This is a genomic window from Nostoc sp. (assembly GCF_036917415.1).
Taxonomy (GTDB): Bacteria; Cyanobacteriota; Cyanobacteriia; order Cyanobacteriales; family Nostocaceae; genus Nostoc.
Window position 1 is genome coordinate 22843 of the sequence record NZ_JBALDJ010000075.1, and the last position, 24635, is coordinate 47477.

The window sequence follows — 24635 nt, forward strand, 5'->3', positions numbered from 1 at the left end:
TTGACTACGTAGAGAATGAGTAAGAAACTTTAAAGGGGGGTTATAAACCAATACGCTTGGGTTAAGGGTTATTGGTGTAGATAATTGGTCTTTCAAGACGCGAAAAATAGCGTCTCTACATCCAGGTATTGGGTTATAAACTGCAACTACAGCAGTTTTCATTTGCATGAAGTACAAAACTACGGATTTTAAGGCAGGAGGCAGGAGGTAGAAACTCTTTATATCTGATGCGTGAGTCCTGGATTTTGTACCTTACTTACTTGCAAACTGCTGTATATGAACAAAAACACGATTGACACGCAATTCGCCAAAAAGCTTAATTTATCAAACCACTTTCTTTACGAGACGCTAGGCGTTGCTTCTTTGAATATTTTACAAAATACCAAATTAACCTAAATATGGATATTTGGTAATATTACATTTCAATAATTGCATCCAATATTTTGTAGCATTTTTTTGAGTTATTTCTATATCGCGCAAATTATGACCTTTGCCTATCCTTAACATATAATATGTTAGTTGTATAGCTATAAATAAATAGCGGAAGCCCAAAAGTTTGAAATGTTGTAAGAATAGGTGATATATAACTTTAAGTTTCTGTTTATGGCGAAAATAAATCCACCATTTCATTTGATGCTCGGCTATACTTTTTTGTAGACCTAATATAGCCTCAACCTCTATAAATTTATCTTTGACTTGATTATAAAATTTTATTTCTTTCTCAATGTCTCCAGCCTTGTATGATATATCAGCATCATCAGATAACTGATAGGCTTCACTAATTAAATGACCAACATTTTCTGCTTTTTGTTGGTCATATTCAAGTTTCATATATATTTTAGTTGCTGCTTCTGCCAATTCAGCAAATTTTTCAGCATCATGTAGCCAATATATTTTTGTTTGTAGTTCTCCTAAAGTAGAAGCTAGAGTATTATTCATCAATTTGGCTTGAAATATACTTCCGATTGTCTAACTTAAAATTAAACACTAAAATATAGCCTTTTGGGCAGGGGTGGCGTGGATTCTAGTTTAGTTTGAAATTCCAGGTGTAAAATGCGTCCTTGTAACTGTAGAAATGTGACGTAATCGGCGCGAATTGGTTCAATACTCAATTCAGTTTTGAGGACTTTCACAGAAGTTTGTGGTGAGTCCAGCGTTGCGGGAAACCCTCCTGCAGCAGGCGACTGGCGAACCCGAAGGGTGTACCTAAGGGACTTCCAATTAAAAAAATAATCAATCGCTGTGTAGGCAGGGGAGCAGGGAGCAGGGAGCAGGGGGAAAAGAAAAATATCATCTGAATAAATTGGGTAATTTATTCTCTGGAAGTCCCTAAAACCCAACTGGCAAAGGTAACAGGATGTTTTTCTGAAAGTAATTTGCACGGGTTATCAAAAAACATTGATGAATTATGAATTATAAATTTCAGGGTTAACACAATAAGCCAAACGATCGCCTCTCAATCCAGCGATTAAATTAGCGATCGCCATTGAAGCCATTTTTGAGCGCGTTTGACGGCTGGCACTGCCAATATGAGGTGCAATAATTAGATTTTCTAAGGTCAACAATAGGCTATTACTAGGAATCGGTTCTGGTTCGGTGACATCTACAGCCGCAGCAGCGATTTGACCACTTGCAAGGGCGCGATACAGAGAATCGGGATCGATAATAGTTCCCCGCGCCGTGTTAATCAAAATAGCCGATCGCTTCATCAACTCAAATTGGCGATCGCTAATCAGATGATAAGTATCATCAGCCGATGGCGTATGCAGTGTTACAAAATCTGACTCTTGCAGTAAGTGTTCTAACGTAGTAAACTCCACACCTAAAGATTGTTCTAATTCTGGGCTGCATCGTTGCCTACTCGTATACAAAATCCGCATTTCAAAACCTTTGGCACGACGAGCGATCGCTTGACCAATCCGCCCAAAACCAACAATTCCCAAGGTAGCACCCGTAACATTTGGACCCAACAACAAGTCTGGTTCCCAAGTCTGCCACAACCCTGCACGAGTAAACCGATCTGCCTCCACTACTCGCCGGGCAGCTGCCATTAATAATGCCCAGGCAAAATCTGCGGTAGCATCAGTTAACACCCCAGGAGTATGACCGACGGGAATTTGTCGTGCCGTAGCGGCGGCAATGTCAATGTTATCGTAACCCACCGCCATTTGACTGATGACTTTGAGTTTCCCAGACTCGATGAGTTGGCGATCGATTTGGTCAGTCAGCAGACATAGCAAACCATCTATTTCCTTAACTTTTTCTAGTAAAATTTCGTAGGGAGGGGGTTGGCGTTCTGGCCAAACTTCCACAGTGGCGAGCGATCGCAGTTGCTCTAATTCGATGGGTAGGCGACGAGTGACGAAGACTTTATGAAGCATAGTTTTAAAATAATTTCTGGAAAAAGGGCGCTTCTTGCATCGGTTTCCCCTTAAAATATCATGGCGGAAATTCAAAACCTGATAAAGTTGGTTTTTGTTCTGTGAAAATGAGGCGTGATGTTCCAATCAAGCAGCAAAGATATGTTTATGTCGGACAAAGGACGCAACGCCGGGATTGATGGATGCAATATTGCTAACACGCAACGCATACAGTTTGGCAGATTTAACTTAATTTTTATCCATTTTTCAAGGGGGTCTGTACCTCCCAAACCTTAGTGTGGCTTGGTTTTGCGATGATTGCCGCCCCTTGAAACCCTACCCCCTTGTGGGGGGTTTTATATTACGAATAAAGTTTAATCGTTTGAATTGGTAAGATAGATTCCCTCACTGTTTTACTGAGGTTTAACTGTCCTTTAACTTGAAATTTTAATTGAGATTTAAATGGATTAGTGAAATTGTTATAATTAGCATTAAGAAAGTGGATATAACTAATAGTGAGGTTGGTAATAATCTGATTACTTCGGTAGGGATTAGCTTGGAAATGCGAATTATAATCAGCAATTAATTCATCATTATTAGTTAAAATAATCCCAGATATTAACGAGAAAAATTTATCAATATTCTCTAGATTACTGTCGATGATATCTACAAAAAACTCTTGGGTAAATTCCCGGATTACGCATACGCTCATGAAGGAGTAATCTAGCTTGATTCTATCAACTTTTGCTATTTTTTTTTGAAAGCTGATTGTTCTTTGCTGATAATCAATATTGAAATCAGTATCTTCCTGAAGCAAATTCTGTTGTTTTTCAATGACGAGATGACATAGGATTGAACCTTTAATTGGTGTTTGAGCGAGTTGATAGATAACGGCGGGTTGTGGATTATCTATTTCTTGATGGAGTTGTTGTAGGGTTGGTTGGCTGGAACTGCTTTGTTTAAAGTTTTGATTAATTTCTAATTTACTAGGATAAATGCCTATCAATGGCAGTGATTGAGGTTGAGTTTCAGTGATGGGTAAAGCTACAATCTGATTATCTGGCTGGGTGATTAATCCAGCCAGTTCTGTTTGTAGAATTTGGCTAATTTTGATGAGTAATTTTTGAATCACGGCTATGATAATTTGTTGATAGCTTCTAATTCTTCATATACTTTGCCATTTTCTTCGCTGTTAGCTTTAGCGAGTTCTTCTAGTACCTGAATTGCTCCACTAATGCGGAGTAAGGTGTCTCTAATGCTAGCTTGTTTGGCTTCTAAATCAGCTAAGACTTGTTGACCTTCCGCAAATTCAGTTTTGAGGGATTGGAGGCGGTTTTCGATTTGTTGTTTCATGGGTTAATTATGAATATAATTATGATTTCATGATGAAGCAAAGAGCATAATAAGGTGGTCTGTTTTCGTGGGGTTGATTTTCACCTTGGGATTGAATTTCAGCAACGCTTATCAGATTAGGTTCGTTGGATGTAGAATCAAAATCTTTGACTGTATTCTGACCATTTATTCGCATAAGATACTTAAATTCATTACCATAGTTATGGTTGTGTGATGGCATTTGGGCAATTGTCAAGGTTACTGAATCACTACCCCCTGTCTGCCCAACCTTGTATAACTTGTCGCCTATGCCTGCACCTACTATAAACCGATTCCTCAGATCGGGTGTACCATTTTCACCATCACAAAGTTGCTACCCCTGAGGAATCTCTGTAGGCATTCCAGACCACATTAAAATCATTCCTCTTACAAAGGCACCGATACCGCTAAAAGCCGTTGCTGTCACTGTACCAGTGAACATGACATTGCCATTTTCATCAACGGTAATGCGATCGCTGTTTGCTTGTTCATCTCTGATTCTCAGCTTGTTAATTTCTGTGTTAGTTGCTCCATCGCCTGTACGTAGTGTCCACTGTCTAAAGTTTCCGGTTGATCCCTTCCCTGATATACCGAGTTTCCATGTCCCTTGGGTGTCCCTACTACCCACTTCCAGATGAAAATTTGGGCTGGTTGTCCCGATACCAAGGTAGCCGTTTGATTTCAAAAAAACTTTGGCTGTTTCATTTCCTGCCGTTGCACCTGGTGAAAAAATGATGTCACCAAACTCTCGCAGTTCCAGTTTATCTTCGGAACGTCTAAAAATAATGCGATGGTTATTATCTACGCTCCTAATCTGTCCATTATCCGCGAAGAAAATCTCACGGTTGGCATCTAACCGTAAATCACCACTGGCAATATGTAGTTTAGCTTTTGCATCTATCGTGCCAATACCAACGTTACCACCTGCGGTAGCTAAGTATGTACTTTGAGTTACTTTCAGTACGCCTTGAGGTTGCTGTCCCAATTCGCCAATTGCTAACCCGCCACTAACGATCGCCACTGGCTTATGTAGTGCGATCGCTGGATAATTTTCGTCTGGGTTAATTCGCAACCAATCTTTTTTATTTGTCTCCACAATTCCCAAACCATCAGCACTTTTGAGCCGATTGCCAGAAATTTTGACATCACCAGTCACATTCAAGGCTTCTTGGATAGTTAATGACCCTTTGAGAGTATCTGCACCTTCACGATTGACTTTCGCTTGTTGTAGGCGTTTAATCTCACTCATCGCTGCATTCCAATCAGCAGATAAAATCAAGTCGCCTGGTTTTTTATCTTGTGGTGAGAAGTTAGAATTTACCATTTTCTATCCTTATTAAAAAATAATTTCCCAAACAAGGGTTAATTTGAAATCAGGGGTTTTAGTGACGACGGGAAACACCACCCGGTTATACATCACACCACCATCTTTAGCAGCATTAAATAAACCTGCTTCCTTAAGTTCATAAGTCTGGTCTCCTGGTTCTTTAAAATCTAAGTCAGCACTAATAATAACTTTGCGATTTTTTTGCTTAATATCTCGCCCTTCTTTGGTGATAGTTACTTCAGGAGTATCACTCAAATCTTTGGATAAATCGATGGCTTTAATTTGTTTACGGAAGACTTCGGTTTGTAATTTATTATCTATCACCGGATTGACTGCTAAATTTCCTGTGCCGACAGCTAGATATCTGACAGGATCTATTTTTTGTCCTAAAAATAGCTGGGCAACTAAATCTCTACCTGTGTAGACAATAAAGTTATTTGCTTTAACTTCTGTGATTAATTCATCATCGCGATTAAATGTTTTAATTTGCAATCTTCCTTGCATATCTAACTCATCGGACATTTTCATATTTTTTTGCTCTTTTAGTTGCTCATAGTGGCGACAATACTATCCAAATCGATTACTTGTATCAAAGCCAGTGTAGTCAAAGACTCCAGAAAATACGAGATTATCTGATATGTCATGCTTCATTCCCTGCGGGTAAGGTAATTGATAACTGCCCACAGTAAAATTAATTTCTTCACTCAGGTGTTCTTCCTGAAAAGGCGATCGCACTATAGTTAAATAATCTTCATAGTCGTGAATTTCGGTAATGGCTTTTTCGTAAGTAATAATTGCTAGTACACCTGCTGCTTTCACTTTATCAACAATCCCTGAAATTTGATTCCGGGGATGGTTCTCAGATTCATCAAATTTATCGGTAAAACCAGGAATATCCCAAGGTATTTTTACTTCAAATACTCCCGGAGTGAGTTTATATAGTCTCATTTCTAAATTGATTGCAGCTTCAGCAAAGGCAAAAGTAGCAGTATCAAAATTTTGCTGATTATATAAACCTACAGGATAGGCAGCAGAGTTTTTAATGTCTGCTGTAAATCTCCACTCAGAATTATTTTGAGGTAATTTTGGTGTCGCTTCTGAAATCGAAAATACTTGACCGTTTAAAGAAGCTGTTTGCCCTCTAAAGAGTAGCACATCTCCTGGTTTTAATTCTCCAGTAAATGTAACTTTATATTGACTATTAATATTGATAATAGTCGGATTAACTAACGCTTCTACAGGTAAGTTACTTAATACTTGAATACGAATTTCTACGTCTTCTTCTTGACGATTGGGATTTTGGACTTCAAAATTTTGGAATAATGCTAGGGGATAGGTATAGCTAAGAGTTGATTTCGAGGCTCCTTCTGGACGCACCCAAGTTAGTTCGGGCATAAATTCAATAAATTGAATTTGATTTCTCGCGTCCTGCGCTGCTACATCATTACCAACAATACCAAGATTAGCAGCAACAATATCGATAATACCTTGTTTAGTCGCAGCACCCCGACGTAAAATTTGAATCAATCCTTTGAGCCGTTCTCGATACGGTGCATAAATATTTTCAATATGATTGGGATAAGCGGTGGTCAGTAGAATACGGTTTTGAATTTCTAATGGTTTATCTTGATAATAGTTAGGGATACTGCTTTTAATAATTGCATTGAGTAATTCTGGTTGATTGAGGCAATTATTAAGAGAATTAATGAGAGTTTGTTCTACTTCTTGTTCGCTAGGAATATTACTTAGGACAATTTCTTCTGGATAAGCAGCTTCTAGCAACATCCGGTTGAGACGTTGTAAATTTTCTCCAGTGGGCTGTTGTTTAATTAACTGTTTTACCTGTTCTTTAATGAGTAATTTATCAAATATTTTGCGATTTTTACGGTAAAAATAAGGATTGATTAGCTGCTGATTTAGTTCTCTTTCTAGTAGTTTATATAGAGTGATGCCCTGTGATTTATCTTCTAAAAATCTTTGGGAACCGTCATATTTCTCTAAAATTTGCAATGTATCTAAAGAAAGTTGATTTTTAAGATATTTACTCAAGTCATTTTCAGCAATCAGGATTTTAATTGCTAAGGCGGCTGCATTTTTGAAAGCTTTGATATTGAATTGGGCGCGAGAAATATGAAAGCGTTTTAAGATATCGCGGTTTTCTTGCCTTAAATAACGGGATAAAGCATCTTTACCTTCTTGGATGGTTTTAGCAAATAGGGAAATATTTCTAATAGAACCAGGATAAAATTTGTAGTTCGCCTGCATGAGTTGGGAAGTACCACCCAAAGCTTCTAAATACAGGATAAAAATTTGGTCTAAGTCTCCCTTTTTGTTGGCAACAAACCCTTGAGAACCTTGATTATCGGCTGTATCCACAAAGTGCGATCGCATGACTTTTAATAAGTCGCTTTCTCCTTGTTCCAGAATATAGCCAAATATATCGACAAATTTGTAGAGTAAACTTTCTACGTTTTCTGCATCATAGAAACTTGGTAGCCGATTTGTGATGCTAATAGTTTTACCGCGTTTTTCTTCTGACATCTCAGGTATTTCATTGTAAATAATTAATCAATTTATTTAGCTGGGGGTATGCGCGAGCCTGTGGCTTTGCCTTGATCAATCACGTTTTGTACATCTGGTTGTAGTATTGTAGTTGTTGGTGGAATGTCAATTTCTACAGTGACTTTATTTTTAGAGATAGGTAACATTTGAGCGCGTTCTAGAGAACGAATTAAGATGTCTCCTGTAGGTAAGGTGATATTTGGAGATTGCAAATTAAGTTTTGCAATGTTGTAATCGCTGTTTCTAAGATACTGGATTGTTAAATCTGCGAGTTTTTGTTTATCTGCGGTGGTGATTTGCTCAGTGATTAAATCTACAATATTCTGAGCAGTAATCAGTCTGACTTGATCGCGGATTAAAACTAGTAGATTAACTTTAATTTGGGCATAGTCTAAATTTTGTCCTACTGATAATTTTGGTAAATTTTGCATTAGGTTGCTATGATTAAAAATATTAGCGATCGCCTGCTGCATTAGCTGTTTTAGTTTATCTTTATTAATGTCTTCAAAGACTGCACCAATAATACTCAACTTAAACGTAATTGCGGTAACTTCAACATTAACTACTACGATATCACTGTTAATAGCAAAGGCATCTGCTAACCGTGGTTTTTCTAATTTGTCTACACGGATTTCCTGATTATCAATTCTATCTGTTTCGATTTTTTTATCTAATTGCACCTGAAAATCATCAATCTTCCAAGTGACATCTAGCACATTGTCTACAGATTTTGCAAATCTAACTAATTCTTCAATTTTAACTTTTTCTTCAGGCTGCAAATTTGCTAGATATTCTTCCAACTTAGTTCTAACTGTTTTGTAAATTTCCTGCTTTTCTTTTAACTGATAAGTGGGTGGTAAAGTTAATTTAAAAGCTCCGGTAATTTCCAAGATTTTATTATATATAAATAAATTACCAACCTCGGCTTTTTCCACAAAACTAATATCGATCGCATCTCCATTAAAAGTAAGTCCAGGCTGCCAAAATTTTGGTTTGAGATTAATCTCAATTTTGTCAATCTTAACCAAACTAATTTTAGTAATCTCCGCCTCAAGCTGCCTTTTGTTTATTTGCAAACTATGGCTGTCAAAATAAGCAACAATTTTTTCTTTAATTTCTGCTTGTAGTCTTTCATAGCTAACGTTAGCAGTTAAATTTTCGGACTGTAAACAAATATCTAGATTGACGATTAAGGGTTTAATTTCTGTAGCTACTCTGATATAACCAGGAGTAAATTTTTCTAAGACATCTACTAATAATTGTTTAACAGGCTTATCGGAGGCTTGATATTTTTCTGTATCTTCTTTGCGCTTTACCTCTAGGATAAAATCGGCTATGTCATTCACTCCGTTAATCTCTAAAACTTGCCTGGTAAACTGAGATATTAGCAACGGTTGCCCCATAGCCTGTTTAATAATGTGAGACTTAATAACTTTTTGAATTTCCTCTTCTAATTTGATTATTTCTGGCTTGGGTAGTTTTAAACCATTGACTAATTCAATTTTAAATACCCCATTAATAGTTACAGTAAGTGCTTGTTTAAGAATGACATAAATGCCTGCGGCTCTAACTCTCTCAATCTCTTGATTTAACTCACTAACTTTTCCGGTGTCCCTAAAGTCAATGCCATCAACAAATACTTCAATAATGCCAAAGTCTTTTAAGACAATTTGTTGGTGATTAATTGCTTGTATAGAAATATTTTGAATATTATTAATAGTAGGCTTATTAGTGGCTTGTAGAAGTTCTCCTGCTTGTCCATCTACTACTGAATGAACATTTACTTTCACAGGGCTACTATTGTTAATAGTAACTTTTTCTGTGGTTTTAAAGCTGTTTTGTCCGATTTTTATTTCTGTATCTTTGGGAATTATCACTGTTTGAGAATTACCATCTATATTTAGAGTGACTTCACCTCTAGCTTTGTGGAAGTTTTCCCGCACTTGTACTTGTTTAACACCCGGTAAACTAATTAAAGCCTGTTCAATTGCTGTAGTATTTGCGCCACTAGCAGCCAGCAGAGTTTTTTTAGCGCGATCTCGTAATTCTTTGTCTGTTTCTTGGCGTTTTCCAGTAAATAAAATAGCCTCTTGATTAATTACAGATTTTACTCCTGTAATTGGCTGGGGCATGACTGTGATAGTTTCCGCATCGGTTTTTTGGCTTTCACCGTGCTGCACAGCTTGCACTCTGACATCAATAGCTTTTATGTCTCTAGTAAGGGTTTGTGCTTCGATGGTTTTATAGACTTTTTTGGGAGATTCGGGCGTATCTTCGCTGGTAGCGATCAGTGTACCGATGGGAATCACAATATTTTCATCAATACCGATATCTCGAATAAATGCGACTTTCCCGGTAGCAAAGTCTGGTTCACCGCGCTTAATTCCCAGAATCGCAACTACTTGTTCTAACTGCACCCCCTCAGCGGTGTCAACATAGGCTGAGAGATAGACTTTTTCCATCTGTGCATATAGCAGGGCCATTTCGTAGGCGAAAGACTCGAACATCGTCCGCACTACGCTACCTTCTTGAAAGTCAGTCAAATTTGGCAAACTGCGATCGCGCATCGCCTGAAATATTTGAGCAAAATCCTTGCGTTCAAATACCATTTTTCATCCTTTAGCCCAATAATTTTAAAGATTCAGATTCAATGCAATACTCAGAGGTGAAGAGGTGTCAGTCCCCACAGGTTTGAGATTGATGGTGATTTTGAGGGTATTCCGTTCAAACACTGTTTTAGGGTTGGCAAAAATTATTTCCAAAACTTCAGCAATTCTGGATTCTTGTGCTAGACATTCTCTAATGTAAAGTTCCGCCAATGCCTGCGATCGCTGGTTATTTTGTTCTCCTACTAACTTATGCAGTCGAGAACCATAATTAGGATGTCCCAAAGCTACCAATTCACCCTGACGAGTCATCAAACGATTGATAATTGCCTGTGCCAAATTATCTAATCCTTTGACAGTAGCTAAATCTCGATTAGTAGGTTGTAAATCTACTAATTCTCGATCAGATAAGAATTGTCCAGATTTGCATCTTGTTAGCAATATATCAATTTGATTGAAGTCATTAGTCATTAGTTATTCATGATATGTTTTGAGTTGTTAATATTTTGTGAGCATTTTGGATTTCATAAAACATATCTAACTTGTCATTCCCTGTTTTTATTTCTCCTGTGACTTCCAAATCACCATTGATTTTTACTTTGCCTTTATTGCTAGGTGATAATTCAATATCCCCTCGCTCATTAATATTGATTTTGGCTCCATTACTCATTTGCATTGAGATACATTTATCTGAAATTTCTAAGACAACATCCTGGACTGCTTGACTTTTTATTATCAAAGATGTGTTGTCTGCAATTTCTAAAATAACTGCTTTACTTAGCTCTCTCTCATCATGACTTAATCTCAAACCACCATTAAAATCTAAAACACCTTGAATGGTTGTACCTTGTGGCTCGACTTTAAATAATTCTTGGCTATTTTCAGGTTTAACTACAAAACTTCCGTGAGCAGTAATTTGATTATTAGTAACTAGAGAAATGCCATCTTTTTCATGCAAACAAATTAAAGCATGACCAAAACTATTTTCGCCATGAGGACATTCGGCATCTGTTCCTTGACAAACTTCTCCATCATTTGGTTCTACATGACTTGGCATATCATAGGGACAAATGAATATTTTTAAATAAAGTGAATCAGCATCTTTTTGTTCCTCAATTAATGCTTTGGGGTTGCCTGTATATACATAATCACTATTTGCGCCTTTGATTCTAACCATATATTTTTTTATTTTGGGAATTGATAATTGGGAATTGGGGGAAATTTTTCCTTCTAATTAGCCGACTTTAGTATTTCTTGCTTTTGCTTGAATGGAATTTATTTTCTCAGTGGGAATCATAATTGGACAGGGTGCGCCAAGATTACCTACATGAGTATGGGTGCTGAGAATAATATCATCGTTGTCTCCGACTGCATTTGCAGCCATACGTCCGCCTACCTTTACCGAAGTTGTCGTCGCATCACCAATGGCAATGTTACCCATGCTTTTGACGGTGACATTATTACTAGCAGCATCAATAGTAATTCCGCCGCCTTCTACTGTTATTTTGCAACTGCCATTATTAATAGTGATGTTACTGCCTGAAAGCCCTACATTACAGGTTTCATTTTTGATATTAATGTCTGCTGATTCTACCTTTATATTACATTTTTCTGTTTGAATATCAATCTGATTATCATCAACTGTAACTAAATTTTTTTCATTCTTACTGGTAACTGTAATCACACCTTCACCATCAATTTTAAAGCTACCTCCACCTTTCAGATTATGCTGTAATATAAATTCTTTTACTTTGTTGATAGGAGGCAAGTCTTCATCATTATAAAGTCGTCCAATAATCACAGGGGCGTTGATATCGCCCCCTATAAATGTGACTAATACTAAATCGCCTACGTTGGGAATATTTACTAATCCAAGATGGGATGTGGTAACAGGTACTTTTCGTAATTCAAAATTTTTTCCATCTGGTTGCTTTTTATTTTTCAGCTTGACAGAACATTGATAATTATCTTTATCATCTTCTGCGGCATGGGGAAATACTGCTGTTACAATTGCTAACTCAGTAGTGTAAATTTTGCTGATTTCGTGTTCAGCAACTTTTTTCATGACTCCAACAATAGATTCCATCAGACTTGCTCCCAATTAATGAGGGTACAAAATCCGCTACGGCGGTTGAGGGTGTGAACTACTCCGGTAATTTTGAATTTACCGTTTTGCTGACTAATAGGCATTTGAGTAACTTGGATTACGTCGCCTAATTTGACTTTAGGGTTTCCTAAAACTTTCAATGTACCCCTTGGTTTTTGCGGTAAGTTTTGCAAAACTGCGGCAGCAATTTTGTTAGCTACTTGCTGAGTTCTAGCTGTAGGATCAGCTAGTCGCAGCATCATGGCGGAATTGCTTCCGGCCGTTCCTTTGACTTCTTTTTTAGTCAGCCAGGAGTAAGCCTGTTCACCTTGTCCTTGGCTTGCGGGACTTTCGCCGTAAATTTCCACGCCAGTAATAGTTTTGTTAACTTGATCTAAGGTGTAAGTGAGGATGTCTTCGCCATACTTGCATTCATGGGTGGTAGTGGCGTTATATTGAGCAAATACGGCTTTGTCTTCTGTGTCGGCGTAAAAATCAAAACCGCACTGTCTAGCTAAATGCTGGAGTTGGTCGTAAACTGGATAGCGATCGCCTAATGTATAGACTGAAAATTTTAGTCCATCTTCAATCTTAGCGACTGGCAATTTCAGTCGACTCTGGACAATATCTTTGATAATATCGCCCGCACTAGGTTTTTCAAACAGAACATTCAATCGAGCCGTGGTTAAGCTTTTAAAACTACTATCAGCATAGATAATAACGCTATCAATTCCCCAATCAACGCTATTAACTTTACCTGTAAACACTAAACTCTGGGTTTTGTCATCACCTAACTCTACCGATATCGAGTCTTCTAAATTAATTGTCAAATCTTTAGGTATCCCTAAGATAATCCGACAACTATTAACAGGGATATTCAATGATGAGTGCGATCGCAAATCAATCACTTGGCTCTTATCACTGTCTGTATAATTAAGTTGATCAATTTTAACTTTGTAACTAACCTTCAACATTATTTTTCACCTCCTCTTTGGGTTGAAAGCGCTGAGTAACATCCTAGTCCCCAAACTAAACAGGTAAAGCATTAATCAACCTGTCAAAAGCATCTCCCACATCTTCCAAACCAATATCTAACTCACTTTTTAACCCGGCTAATCTCGCCCTGAGAGCCTTAAAAATGTTATCTATACTAGCTCGCAATTTCTGAGTTTTTTGCAAAACTTTTTTGTCATATTGCTCATTTAACGAATCTCCTAATGCTTGAGGAATGTCTGTAATGAGTTGTAAAATCTTTTGATGTAAAATATCTAGCTTCTCCACTACAGCTTCAGGGTAAATCTCAGCCAATTTATCCTTAAAATAGGGAAAAATTGCTTCCAAATTCATGACAATTGTTCCAGGATATGCAGCCTCTAATAATAGGCGGTTGAGATAAAGTATATCTCCAGGTGATAGGGATGCTTTATTCTGAATGAGCAAGTTAGCATTGCTTGTTAGCTTCACACCTTCAAAGCGGTCTGCACTGTAAAATTGCGGGTCAAGTAGTAGTTCATTCAAAGCGGTAATGACGGCGGTGTTTCTCCCTGACGAATCACTAGCTAATAGCAACTTGGTGTTACTCGGTAATTTAGAACTGATATATTCTGAGACTTTATCTTTGGGTTCGCGTAATTTTTGAATCAAACTATTGATATTGGTAAAATTACTAGCATCAAAAGAATTTAATATCCGCCGGGGACTGAGTGATTCTACAGTTTTGACAATCACTTGATATGTTTGTTCCAATGCTTTAATGACTTCCGAACCCAAGAGATTGATTTTTTGCTTCACTGCTGTAATTGCATCTCTGATTTTATCGCCCATAGTTCTGGCTAAATCAGTGAGAATCCTGAGCAGTTTACTTGGTGCTTCTTCTACAGCTTTGATAACTTTTTTAATTTCATCTAAAACACTGCGAGGTTGAACCAGCAAATTATCAATTGCGGTGAGAATTTCCTTGATGGGATTGATAATTTGTTGGTTTAACTCATTGGGTATTACCTGTTTGAAATCAGCTAGCAACTGTGCAGGGGTTTTGGCGTTAGCAGTTTGCAATAACTTGTTGCGTTGTGTTTGAGTTCCTTGCAGTCTTTCTGTCTCTGCAACGATGGTTTGCAGTTGAGTTAAAATATCTGGCGGTTGTAACGGTGTTGGCTCGGTGGCTGTAAAGTTGGTGTATAGTTTCTCTAGGCGCGATCGCACATCCCGGTAATCTACTAATATCTCTATATCTGGCTGAAACTTCTCTAACTCTGCTTTTTTGGCTGCATATTTGGTTTTTAGAGTAGTCAGGCTAGCCGTGTAACCAGTAGTTGCTGTTGTAATTATAGTGATATTTATTGCCTCTAGCGGATTATTTACATAGGTAGCGATCGCATCTTGCAATTTTGTCCACTCTTCACTTAACTCCTGTGTATCTACTGCATTTACTTTAGCAACCAGTCGATCGCGAATTTCTTCAAGACCTTTAATTTTATCTGCTACACTGAAACTCAATATCTCTTCTAAATTTTTCCAAAACTCTAATTTCAACACATCACCTAAACCCAAACTAGCCATAAGTTTATCTAATTGGCTGAGTCCTTCTGTCACCTTATTTACTAAAGCCTCAACAGGTAACTTATCCAATTGTTCTGTAACAATTTTTAGCTGTACATCTAAAAATTCTGTGATTGGTTTAGGCGAGAAAGATTTAATCACATCCAGCAGTTTATTGTATAGTTATTCTAACTTATCGAGCAACTGTTTAGGATTAAGCACATCTAGTTTTACCAGCAATTCTTGATATAAATCCTTAACAGGCTGGAGTATTTTAGAAGGCTTGTAATCGTTTAGTTTGCTGACTAAACTATCTATGTAAGGGCCAATAAATTCTTTTACTAAATTTCCTGGATTTAAATTATTAATTTGCCCCTTGAAAATATCTGTTAATACATTCGGGCCGATTTGACTGAGCAAATCTTCAGGATTTGATAGTTTGTCTAAAAGTTTTTTAAATACCTTTAATAATGCGTCCAACATGCGAGCAGGTAACATACTCGCTTTATTGACAAATTCCTCAAATTCTCCGAAAACATTTTGAGCCGCAGGTGGTACATTGCTTATACTTAAACCACCAGTCAATTCTTGACTCAAACTAGAAATTGTGGAGTTAAGAGATTTGACATCAAAATCTTTAAAATTGTCGGCAGTAGGTGTTTCAGGAATAGCCGCTTGCAAACTTTCTAAATTGATGTCTTTAATTTTATCGATTTTTCCACTTACTGCTGCTTTCAATTCGTCAGCAGATACAGGAACGGCGGAAATTGTATCAGTAACGTTACCTAATGAAACCTGGGGAAAGTTGAGACTATCTTTAAAAGTACCAATATTAGGTAGAGGTTGATTCAGGGATGAAGCTATACCTTCAGCTTGCGTAAACTGATTTTGTGAATCCGCAAAGGTAACTTTAGGATCAATTTCTTTTAAGCTGTCTAAAATTGAGAGTGCCATATTAATTCAAAATTCAAAATACTTTATAGGAATAGAACTAAAAACCAAAAATAGCTTTTAATCCTGCTGTAGCTGTAACAAGATTTTCAGTTGCAGCTTTGACAGGCTCTAACGCACCTTTTAATGGTTCAATCGGGTTAGTAATTTCTGGTAAATAACCAAGAGCCAATACATCAGGAATTATGGCGACATCGATTAAATTGCTAGCTTCTACCTGAATCCCTCCGTCTAAATTAGTAGTTGCTGTTGCTGTTGTCTTAATTGGTGATTCAGCGATCGCTAGTTGATAACTAAACTGTTCTGGTTCTCCAGCTACTTGGAATATCTCAAATTGTTCGATAATGACTTGGCTAAAATAGGCTTGTCCAACAATTTCCGCCACCAAATCTACTGCTTCTCGTTGCTTGTAAATTTTTCGTAACGCCTCTAAATCTTTACTAGCGTTAGCCGCACCATAAAAAATGCCGTTAATTTGCAAGCGCACCGAGTCACGTCCCAAATCCTGGATCATATTTCCCGCTTTACCAGGAATGCGATGTAAAATCAAATCTGCTGTTTCTAAGGTGACAATGCGATGCACCCGATTCAGTTTGATACCGCCTATCTCTATCGTCATAGTTAGCACCCATAAAATCTGCGATACTCACGATTAATTTCTTGAGCGATCGCCTCGAAAATCAAATCTATTTCTATCTTTTGATTAAGAGGCTGAGAAAAGAAATTTGTTTCATGCTTGGTTGTAGGATTTTCTTGTGAATAGTTCTCTTGATGTTGTTCTTGGCTGAAGGAAGACTTAGACAACACATTACCTTTGCTGATTTGTTGACTCGTAAAAGGTTTTAGATGCTGCACTGTCTGGCTACTGGCTGGATAACCCACCACACCATCGCTCTCAAAGCTGGAATCATCAGCCTCAATTATAGATTTTGGTATTAAATTAGACCTCACTACCCAATTTTGCGCCTCTATTCCTTCCCAGTAGCCAGAATCTTGACTGCTAAACGCAGTTGTAGATGCTGTCTCAATTACGGAGTTGAGAGAGGGTCTAGGGGTATCAGGTTGTTGGGATATCTCAATTGCTGGTGCGGCTTGGCTGTTCACACTGTCAGAATCATTACTATAAGGTTCGGAGGCTAGAAAATTCGCTAACTCTTTGAGTCCCAAAAGCGGTCGCCTTTCAGATTGAGTTTGATTTTTTACCTCAAATTGCTGACTTCTGTTACCCGTAGTAGGGCGTACCCCCTGCGGAGTAAAAATCCCAGTCCCCTCTTTATCCCCCCCAAGGGGGAAATCCCCAGTCCCCAGCCCCCAGTCCCCCTCCGGGTTCGCAGTCGCCTGCGAAGGGAAACCCTCCCGCAGCCCTGTCTCACTAGTCCCCACCTCCTCTGACGACTCCCCAGGTATAAAGCCAGAAGTCAGCGATGTTTCTAGGAGTGCAAATTGATCGTTAATTTCCCAAAACGCAGACAATGCAGCATCTAGTTCTGTTAATGGTTGCAAATCTGCGTTCATGAGAAAATCGTTAGTTAGCCAACCTACAACCTGTTGATTGACTAAATCTTCAAAGTCGCATTGTAGGACTTTACCAAGAGCGATCAATTCCTTTTTCATCTTTCCTACGAGCCTCCTGTGTAAGCATCTGCATATAAACAGAGATTTGTGCCATAGTCATAGCTTGAACTTGTTGGGGAGTCCATCCAAACTCACGCGCAAAAATATATGCTGCTTGCAGTAATGCTGAGTTTTCTAAACCACTAATTGAATTTTTTTTTCTGTCAAACCGCTAATTTCGCGGATATGTTGAATTAAAAAAATTACCAAACCTAAGTGTAATTGTTTTACTTGCTCCAAGGACATCGCAGGCTGTACCAAAGATTCTTTAATCATCAGTAAAGGAATTAGTGCAGTATCATTTCTAGCTGCTTTCATAATTAACTGAAATGTACCGATAGTTAAAGGGCGCAATTGTACAACCAAATCTGGTTGAGGTTCATTTATTGGTAATTGATTATTACCAGGATGTAGAACGCTAGGGGAAATCACCACATCAAAGGTAATAGATGCACCTATCAATAAATCTTCTGGAGTTAATTGCATCAACCTGTCTCCTCAGAACTAATTCGCAAAGCTTTAAACGTCACAGACTCCATGACAAAATCATCTTCCGGTAGAGCGAAACTCCACGATTCAAATTTGACACCAAAGACTGTGAGAGTGCTACTACTGGCGGGTATAGCTGGGTTATTCAGTTTAATCACAATGTTAAAACTAGGTTGAGCGATCGCACCTGTAGGTGGTGGACTTGTTGCCCCATCTCCTAACAATAGCTTAATTAACGCCCCATTAATATGAGCGCGTTCGACGTAACCAAAAACACTAATATTTCCAGGGCGTAATTCTGTGGCAAAACGTTTACCCAGTTCATGATAAGGCTTCAAATCATTTTCTACCTTTACCTGAACATTTTGTAATCGTCCGACAATACTAGAGAGTTCATATTTGTCAATCAAACCATTAGCAAGTTTGCCTTCTTCTGAAGAACTATCATCAACAGCCAGCACTAAAGAGGCATCAGAACCTCGAAATATATTCACATTTGGCATGATTTATTTCCTTTGCATGGGAATAAGGATATGAGGGGGATGAGGAAGCAGAAAAGCAGAGGAGAAAAACTAATGACTAATGACTAATGATTAACCAAGGTACATAGTTACTTTGATGAAATCGATGCTAAAGGTTGGTTTTAGAGTCAGAGCCACAATCGCTTCACCATCAATTTCTTGTCTTCTAGTAGCCGAAACACTCAATTCATAACCCACCAAAGCTTCATCATTTACCATACGGCTGAGAAAGGCATCAATAGTGGCTTTCATTGCACCACGTACTCGCTCATTATTCAATTTGCCAATGTAGGGATTACAGGCAGAACGCACTCCATAAATTGCATAATCTACAATTCTTCTAGTAGTGATCTGTCGCCATGCCCCGTCATTGGTGGTAATACCTTTGACAACGCGGAAGCCATCCCGCTTTTCTACAGCTAAGACTCTGTTACTGACTAATTTCTCTAATTGGGCGGTATTAAATACGCTAGACAAACCACCCAGGCTGAGGGTTTTATTGGTAGGGCTTGCTTGTACTGGTAAAGACGCAATCAATCCAGCTACGGCTGCTGCTAAATAACTACCTGGTAATTTATCTGTTTGATTTTTACCTGTAACTTGAATACCAGGTGCAGTGAAAATTATGCGATCACTGTTGAATGTGTGTTTAGCGATCGTGTCTAGGTTATCTTTACCATTTTCAAACCCACTACCAACAATTGCAATCCGTTCTCGCTTAGTGTTGGCTGTAATCTTGAGATGTCCCTCAATCACTTCTTTGAGCCAATCAACAGAATTATCTTGACCAGCTAACAGTAGGATATTAATTATTTCGTTTTCTAGTAGAGCTAGACTGGTTTGATATGCCTCTTTGCCAGCATCTGCACCATCATTACCACCACTAAATGGATTACCTGTGTCTAAGTCTGTATTGCTCGGTAGTTTATTATTTAAAGTCTTACCCAACTCATTACCAATCACCAATCCTGAATTGTCATTAATTGTTTTTTGCAAGTTCTCAATCTTACCTTGTTCAACAATATAAGTTTTTTGCACGCTACCGTAAAACAATTCAAGTTTTTTAGTTGCGGAACTCCTCCCTCCGGTGTACTGATTTTTATTTTGATACTATTTCCCCATTGTCCTGGTGTCTTTGCCTCTAATTTCAACAAATTACTTGCCCCATCTTTCAGTTGATAGGATGCTGGAGCAGAAGTTTTTGCAGTGCGAATTGCATAAACAGTCTGCCCACCATTGTTGAAAATTAGTTCTAAAGCTCTGATTAGCGTCAATTCATTTTTATTCCCACCCTCCCATGTATTGCTCTCACCAAAAATTTCCTTAGCCTCAGAAAAGCTGCTGATAATTTTTACCTCATCTACAGGGCCTTTCCCCGCAGTACCCACAATCCCAATGTTACCTGAAGCGATGCTACCTGCACTAATCAAACCTTCATCAAGTACTGTAATATAAGTACCTGGTAAAATAGTTTCTACCATGCCTAATCCTAATATTAGTAAAAATTTTGCCCTAAATCCTTAAAAGCTTCACCTATAAGGATGTTAATAAAAAAATTGACATTACCCACCACCATATTATTGATCCCATTTTCTCAGCCAAACTGAGAAGCTCAGTAAAGGAGAATGGAATATTTTAGCTTATAAATTTCCTCTGATAGATATTGAGGTACACAGCTATAGCTGGTTAATTGTAGTTGCTCGTAATTAGGTACAGCATCAAACTAATAAACTGATGCAGTTATGGCCGATCAAAAGCTAAAAGCCCTTTGAAAATAATTGAGTTTTAGACTTGTACTGCTAGTAAGACTGGCAAGTATTATGTTGACTGAGGCATGATACCTGTTTTTAAAAGAAAAAAGTTCAGTAGTTTTACGTAAAATATCTCGCAAATGTAGAATTTAGTAATTTGTAAGTGTTTCTGACAGCAATTAGCTTTTTAGTTTATAACTCCTTTTTTAAATAGATGTCAAATAAAGTGTTATTACTCACCTTCCGCACCCTAACTGTTACACATCAACAAAAAGCTGAGAAAGTAGTACATAAGAACTAAAATTGATGAAAAAGTTAAGAGACTTAATGAGAAGAAGTAGTAATAGAACAGGGCAAACGCATCTTATTTACTAATAAAAACTAAAGAAGATTTCACAATGACATAGATATAGGTTAGTATCTTTCCTTGTCCCTTTTGGCACGGTTATGCCAAATACGCTAAATATACAGTTAACTTCAGTAGACCGAAAAGTTTTGCGATCGCTAAAAAATAGTAGTGTACGATACCGTTTTTGGCGGAATGTAACAAAGCTGATTGTCAAAGCTAAATGATAAGATTAGCTTATAATTTAGCTCCAAAAAACAACCAAAATTAGCTAGGTGGTAAACAAACTTCGCAAGCTAGCCCATAGTTACGGTCTACGGCTTGACGTAAAAATTCAAGCATTTGTTTGAGGGTAAATAGATGAGAAAAAACTTGTCTAGAGCTTCTTTTTAAACGGCTGAGATAATGCCAGACTAGATAAATTGTAGTATTCTCAATACTATCTCTTTGATATCATGTCCGCTTGATTAGTTATTATTCCGGGCATCTTGGTAAACTAAATCATTCAAAAATGGTACTTAAAATCACAAATGTTAAACAAAATTATACTTAGGCAGGTGTTCATCACACAGCGATCGCAGAACTTTTCGGTCTACTGAAAGTTTTTCCATCATCCTGAATGCTTTGGAGTCTCTGGGATACTTTATTAATTACAGCGTCGTTAACATTGCAGATTTCGGACTACCCCAAGCGCGGCGGCGTTTAGTTCTAGTAGCTAGCACAGAGAGTGCTATCTCACTACCACCCACATCTGGCCATATCGGATGGTAGGCGGGGTTCATGGAGTGTGCCAAAGGTATCGCTCCATTAATCCCCATGATGCCCGATTCTCATCTACTGCTCAAACAACAGCAAGTCGTAGAACAATTTCTGGCTACAAATGAACCCGCAGTTTGTCACCGTAGAGCAGATGAACCGCAGGGGAGCCATTCTTGAGGCGGTTGATATCCCATGAATGACGCGCCCTCTGCCACTCATTGCTACTAGCTTACCGCGCTGCTTACAGCACCCTTAAGGGCTGCAATTCCCTGTTCAATGCTAGCCCACAGACCCATGTCAGGTTCCTTCCCGGCTATCTCTCGCGTTCCGACGAAGTAAAGAACACCTTTAAGAATCTCTTGGTGAGCCCGATTTTCAAAATTAACTCGGTTGAGCGGTTCCATCAAATTTTGAAGGTCATCATTCAAGGACTGGGCAACCTTGTGTAGAACTAGCCCGGTCATTGTCTGTTGATGCTTTAGCAACTCGAGCTGTAAGTACTTGTCATACAGAGTTAGCTCGGAACCACTCATCATTTGGCTTACCTTCTGGGCATGTTGAGTAGTAATGTCGCGAGGTTCTGCTGCGTTGCCGTATCTAGAAATAGCTGCTTCGATGATGCCGAGATTTTCGCGATCGCTCTTTATCATTCCTTCGAGCCGCTCACAAATCGTATTGTCGTCCGTCTGTGCTATTAACTTTTGCTCACTTTCCAACAGAACATTCTGAAAAAGTTTTAGATCGGCAAGCTTAGTCGCTATATTTGTCACATCGGTCATTATTATTAACTCCAGACTACAGGTTTTATCGGTTATGACAAGCAAACTCACTTTTTCCATATTCTCGTGAGGTTTGAGTCAGTCCGTCCCTCCTCAGAAAGATTTATATCAATTTTTATTGGAGATTAGTTCGCGAATGCCATTCGCGAACTAATCTCCCCTTTCCACATCCCGTGAAAAGTCAGGAAACAGAATCAACTATTTTTAATTTTTGATAATCCGTGCAAAAAGAAGCGTTAAGGCGATATCGGTATCTACAATATAGATCCAACAGTTCAGGCAAAGCGTAGTAAAGTTAAAGTAAGAAATCTCAAGGTGCGTGTAGGTATGAAAACTTACCGACTATAAATTTAATAGTATATACAGCAGTAACTTCGATCGCTCCCAAAGCAAGATTGTCGCCATGACTAACTCAACTCCAATGGATGACGATAAAAATCCCCCAAAGAAGAAAGGCAAGGGCAAGTCGCTTCCTCCCAAGCTAATTATCTGGCTGGGAAAGTTTGTCTGGACGAGTATGTGGCAAATAATGATGTCAAATCTTGCTCCTCGCAATCAGTCGGGAGCATATATTCGTCCTAATAGCCAGTTTCGCAAGTTCATCGGCACAGACGAAGGGAATTCACACCCACCAGCAACGGGGCGCTACAAACTCTATGTTGGGCTGGGCTGTCCTTGGGCACATCGAACCTTGGTTGTGCGATCGCTCAAAAAACTCGAAGCGGTAATATCAGTATGTGTCGTCTCTCCTTCTCCCATTGAAGGCGGTTGGATATTTAACCAAGAAGAAGAAGGTTGTCGCACACTGGCTGAATTTTATCAGCTGGCAGAACCCGGTTACAGTGGTCGCTCTACAGTACCAGTACTATGGGATAACCAAACAAAAACTATCGTCAATAATGAGAGTTCAGAGATTATCGTCATGCTGAACTCTGAGTTTAACGGGTTCGCCAACAATCCGACGTTAAATCTTTACCCAGAAGAACTTAAAGAAAAAATTGACTGGTGGAATGAAAAGATTTACCACGCGGTAAATAACGGTGTGTATCGCTGTGGCTTTGCCCAAACTCAAGAAGCATACAATCAAGCCTGCAATGAACTGTTCGCAACTCTCGATGAGATTGAACTTGCATTGCAGACTAATCGCTATCTCTGCGGCGAACATCTTACACTTGCAGATGTGCGTTTATTCACCACATTATTTCGGTTTGATAGTGCCTACTATGGGTTGTTTAAATGTAATAAGCAGCGAATTCGAGACTATCAGAATCTCGGAGCTTATTTACGTGACTTGTATCAGCTTCCGGGTGTAGCTGACACTTGCGACGTAGAAACCGTAAAGCGGGACTACTACGGGAACCTATTCCCACTCAACCCCGGCGGAATTATTCCCAACGGCCCTGATATGTCCTATCTTAATCAACCACACGATCGCGATCGCATTGGCAAGGTGAATGCTTCATGAATCAGATTAATCGGGTTGCAATTGTCGGTGGAACTCATGGCAATGAGTTTACAGGAGCCTACCTAATCCAGAAATTTGCCCAGTTTCCCGATTTAATTACTAGACCAAGTTTTGAGACAATCACTCTGTTAGCAAATCCCAATGCTTTTGCCACAGGAAGACGATATGTAGACAAGGATTTAAATCGCTGTTTTCTCAAGCAAGATTTACAAAATCCGACTCTGAATAGTTACGAAGAGTTGCAGGCTAAATTAATTCAGGATACCCTAGCATTAAATGGGGATAAACAAGCAGATTTCATCTTAGACTTACACAGCAGTACAGCTAATATGGGTCTGACAATTATTCTTGATAACAGTCATACTTTAAACTTAAAATTGGCTGCTTATCTGAGCCAGCTTAATCCTTTAGTTAGGGTTTATCGCTGCTCTTTTAAATCAATTGCAGAAAACCCATTTGTAAATTCTCTGTGCCAATTAGGCTTTGCGTTCGAGGTTGGCCCAATTGCCCAAGGACTCTTAAAAGCGACGCTGTTCCAACAAACAGAGGAACTTGTTCGCGCTCTTCTGGACTACCTAGAACAGTTTAACCAGGGTAAAAGTCCATCAAATAACGAAACGTTGATTCTCTATGACCATTTATCAGTTGTAGATTACCCAAAAAAACCGGATGGTACAATCTTTGGAATGATTCATCCAGAGCTTCAGGATAAGGATTATCAAGCCTTGAACCCAGGAGATCCAGTTTTTATAAATTTTGACGATAAAACAATTGTTTATGAAGGTGCATCTACTGTTTGGCCAATTTTTATTAATGAGGCAGCTTACTACGAAAAGGGAATTGCCATGTGTTTGACCCAGAGGCAGCAAATCAACATCTAAGATGTGGATAAAAATTTTTGGATAATTGCTTTTAATTGGAAGTGATCATAGAAATTGAACATCCAAATCATTAGACCTCTTGCATAAATCAAAAATAAAGAACCCCACCCCGCATTTGAGTAAAGCAACCTCTCCCCTCCATCACATTGATTAAGAAGTAACGCTGTAAAGACCCTTTGCACAATGGTTTCTGATCTGGGTAGCTTGAGGACTCTTTTGGTTTGTAAAT

General features: G+C 38.5%; 28 protein-coding genes. 5 read left to right on the forward strand and 23 right to left on the reverse strand.

The window, feature by feature from the left end; genetic code table 11:
* Positions 1-387: 387 nt before the first annotated feature.
* The 22 genes from V7K41_RS15445 to V7K41_RS15550 form a co-directional block, all read right to left on the reverse strand.
* Positions 388-939: a hypothetical protein gene (locus tag V7K41_RS15445; protein ID WP_334849475.1), complete on the reverse strand. Its 552-nt coding sequence runs from the start codon at positions 937-939 to the stop codon at positions 388-390.
* 41 nt (positions 940-980) lie between these two features.
* Complete coding sequence (locus V7K41_RS15450; protein WP_334849619.1) at positions 981-1133, reverse strand: hypothetical protein; 153 nt, start codon at positions 1131-1133, stop codon at positions 981-983.
* Positions 1134-1406: 273 nt separating this feature from the next.
* Complete coding sequence (locus V7K41_RS15455) at positions 1407-2381, reverse strand: 2-hydroxyacid dehydrogenase (protein ID WP_334849477.1); 975 nt, start codon at positions 2379-2381, stop codon at positions 1407-1409.
* 340 nt (positions 2382-2721) lie between these two features.
* Complete coding sequence (locus V7K41_RS15460; protein ID WP_334849479.1) at positions 2722-3492, reverse strand: hypothetical protein; 771 nt, start codon at positions 3490-3492, stop codon at positions 2722-2724.
* Positions 3493-3494: 2 nt separating this feature from the next.
* The gene (locus V7K41_RS15465; protein WP_334849481.1) at positions 3495-3713 is read right to left on the reverse strand and encodes a hypothetical protein; all 219 of its coding nucleotides are present in this window, start codon (positions 3711-3713) and stop codon (positions 3495-3497) included.
* A gap of 19 nt (positions 3714-3732) precedes the next feature.
* The gene (locus V7K41_RS15470) at positions 3733-3933 is read right to left on the reverse strand and encodes a hypothetical protein (RefSeq protein WP_334849482.1); all 201 of its coding nucleotides are present in this window, start codon (positions 3931-3933) and stop codon (positions 3733-3735) included.
* A gap of 132 nt (positions 3934-4065) precedes the next feature.
* Positions 4066-5055: a hypothetical protein gene (locus tag V7K41_RS15475; protein WP_334849483.1), complete on the reverse strand. Its 990-nt coding sequence runs from the start codon at positions 5053-5055 to the stop codon at positions 4066-4068.
* A 12-nt stretch (positions 5056-5067) separates the two neighbouring features.
* On the reverse strand, positions 5068-5586 hold the full coding sequence (locus tag V7K41_RS15480) for a hypothetical protein (RefSeq protein WP_334849484.1): 519 nt from the start codon (positions 5584-5586) through the stop codon (positions 5068-5070).
* A gap of 39 nt (positions 5587-5625) precedes the next feature.
* Entirely contained in the window at positions 5626-7599 is a 1974-nt protein-coding gene (locus tag V7K41_RS15485; RefSeq protein WP_334849486.1) for a hypothetical protein, read from the reverse strand.
* Positions 7600-7631: 32 nt separating this feature from the next.
* Positions 7632-10229, reverse strand: a complete 2598-nt coding sequence (locus V7K41_RS15490; protein ID WP_334849488.1) for a baseplate J/gp47 family protein — start codon at positions 10227-10229, stop codon at positions 7632-7634.
* A 24-nt stretch (positions 10230-10253) separates the two neighbouring features.
* Positions 10254-10697 carry a GPW/gp25 family protein gene (locus V7K41_RS15495; protein ID WP_334849489.1) on the reverse strand — a complete coding sequence of 148 codons (444 nt, stop codon included), beginning with the start codon at positions 10695-10697 and terminating at the stop codon, positions 10254-10256.
* A gap of 7 nt (positions 10698-10704) precedes the next feature.
* Complete coding sequence (locus tag V7K41_RS15500) at positions 10705-11403, reverse strand: hypothetical protein (RefSeq protein ID WP_334849491.1); 699 nt, start codon at positions 11401-11403, stop codon at positions 10705-10707.
* A gap of 57 nt (positions 11404-11460) precedes the next feature.
* Positions 11461-12312, reverse strand: a complete 852-nt coding sequence (locus V7K41_RS15505; protein ID WP_334849493.1) for a phage baseplate assembly protein V — start codon at positions 12310-12312, stop codon at positions 11461-11463.
* Positions 12312-13286 (reverse strand): hypothetical protein, encoded by a 975-nt coding sequence (locus V7K41_RS15510; RefSeq protein WP_334849495.1) that lies wholly within the window; start codon positions 13284-13286, stop codon positions 12312-12314. Before V7K41_RS15510 ends, V7K41_RS15505 begins: the two co-directional genes overlap by 1 nt.
* Before the next feature lie 55 nt (positions 13287-13341).
* Positions 13342-15012, reverse strand: a complete 1671-nt coding sequence (locus V7K41_RS15515; protein ID WP_334849497.1) for a hypothetical protein — start codon at positions 15010-15012, stop codon at positions 13342-13344.
* A gap of 21 nt (positions 15013-15033) precedes the next feature.
* A complete protein-coding gene (locus tag V7K41_RS15520) occupies positions 15034-15804 on the reverse strand; it encodes a hypothetical protein (protein WP_334849498.1) in 771 nt (256 codons plus the stop codon).
* A 37-nt stretch (positions 15805-15841) separates the two neighbouring features.
* Positions 15842-16420 carry a DNA circularization N-terminal domain-containing protein gene (locus tag V7K41_RS15525; protein WP_334849500.1) on the reverse strand — a complete coding sequence of 193 codons (579 nt, stop codon included), beginning with the start codon at positions 16418-16420 and terminating at the stop codon, positions 15842-15844.
* Between the two features lie 2 nt (positions 16421-16422).
* Entirely contained in the window at positions 16423-17415 is a 993-nt protein-coding gene (locus V7K41_RS15530; protein WP_334849502.1) for a hypothetical protein, read from the reverse strand.
* Positions 17416-17550: 135 nt separating this feature from the next.
* Positions 17551-17901, reverse strand: coding sequence for a hypothetical protein (locus tag V7K41_RS15535; protein ID WP_334849504.1), 351 nt, complete (start codon positions 17899-17901; stop codon positions 17551-17553).
* Positions 17901-18407: a hypothetical protein gene (locus V7K41_RS15540; protein WP_334849506.1), complete on the reverse strand. Its 507-nt coding sequence runs from the start codon at positions 18405-18407 to the stop codon at positions 17901-17903. Before V7K41_RS15540 ends, V7K41_RS15535 begins: the two co-directional genes overlap by 1 nt.
* A gap of 90 nt (positions 18408-18497) precedes the next feature.
* A complete protein-coding gene (locus tag V7K41_RS15545) occupies positions 18498-19421 on the reverse strand; it encodes a phage tail sheath C-terminal domain-containing protein (RefSeq protein ID WP_334849507.1) in 924 nt (307 codons plus the stop codon).
* On the reverse strand, positions 19385-19906 hold the full coding sequence (locus V7K41_RS15550; protein ID WP_334849509.1) for a hypothetical protein: 522 nt from the start codon (positions 19904-19906) through the stop codon (positions 19385-19387). The genes V7K41_RS15545 and V7K41_RS15550 overlap by 37 nt, the downstream gene beginning before the upstream one ends.
* 717 nt (positions 19907-20623) lie before the next feature.
* Between V7K41_RS15550 and V7K41_RS15555 the strand changes: the two genes are divergently transcribed.
* The 3 genes from V7K41_RS15555 to V7K41_RS15565 all read left to right on the forward strand — a co-directional run bounded on the left by V7K41_RS15555 (position 20624) and on the right by V7K41_RS15565 (position 21458).
* Positions 20624-20749 carry a hypothetical protein gene (locus tag V7K41_RS15555; RefSeq protein WP_334849511.1) on the forward strand — a complete coding sequence of 42 codons (126 nt, stop codon included), beginning with the start codon at positions 20624-20626 and terminating at the stop codon, positions 20747-20749.
* A 397-nt stretch (positions 20750-21146) separates the two neighbouring features.
* Entirely contained in the window at positions 21147-21293 is a 147-nt protein-coding gene (locus V7K41_RS15560) for a DNA cytosine methyltransferase (protein ID WP_334849513.1), read from the forward strand.
* A gap of 9 nt (positions 21294-21302) precedes the next feature.
* Complete coding sequence (locus tag V7K41_RS15565) at positions 21303-21458, forward strand: hypothetical protein (protein ID WP_334849515.1); 156 nt, start codon at positions 21303-21305, stop codon at positions 21456-21458.
* A gap of 47 nt (positions 21459-21505) precedes the next feature.
* On the opposite strand, the gene V7K41_RS15570 is transcribed toward V7K41_RS15565, so the two are convergent.
* Complete coding sequence (locus V7K41_RS15570; protein ID WP_334849517.1) at positions 21506-22060, reverse strand: hemerythrin HHE cation-binding protein; 555 nt, start codon at positions 22058-22060, stop codon at positions 21506-21508.
* Positions 22061-22463: 403 nt separating this feature from the next.
* Here V7K41_RS15570 and V7K41_RS15575 point away from each other — a divergent pair, with 403 nt between their 5' ends.
* On the forward strand, positions 22464-23525 hold the full coding sequence (locus V7K41_RS15575; protein WP_334849519.1) for a glutathione S-transferase family protein: 1062 nt from the start codon (positions 22464-22466) through the stop codon (positions 23523-23525).
* Positions 23522-24406, forward strand: coding sequence for an aspartoacylase (locus V7K41_RS15580; protein ID WP_334849521.1), 885 nt, complete (start codon positions 23522-23524; stop codon positions 24404-24406). Before V7K41_RS15575 ends, V7K41_RS15580 begins: the two co-directional genes overlap by 4 nt.
* Positions 24407-24635 lie beyond the last annotated feature (229 nt).